1 protein-coding gene is annotated in these 294 nt (G+C 54.4%); it reads right to left on the reverse strand.

What is annotated here, in order from left to right; all coding sequences use genetic code 11:
* Positions 1-294: 2OG-Fe(II) oxygenase family protein (locus QMX84_RS26370; protein ID WP_282365155.1), on the reverse strand; the 294-nt coding region annotated here is incomplete at both ends.

Below are 294 nucleotides of genomic sequence, written 5' to 3' on the forward strand. Positions count from 1 at the left end.
GCCGTTAACCACTCCATTGACAGCCCGAAGTTGATAACGAATGTATCAGGCGCACATTTAACTGACTCCCAACGATCAAGTCGGTTTACATCAAGTCCAGGTTGAGTGGTGCGCAGAATTGTCAAAAAACCATCATCTTTGTGCGAGCTCAACCCCGCCTCTGGTAACTGCGCGCGGTAATGGTTGAAGGTCAGGTGATAAGCCCCAGAGCCTTGTGAGCAACAGCCAGTGGCTTGAGGCCAGAGGTGGTTCGGTATGCCGGCGTAGTCCACTGCGGCGCCCAGGATCAGCCGG

It is taken from the genome of Pseudomonas sp. PS01297, from assembly GCF_029959305.1.
GTDB lineage: Bacteria > Pseudomonadota > Gammaproteobacteria > Pseudomonadales > Pseudomonadaceae > Aquipseudomonas > Aquipseudomonas helleri.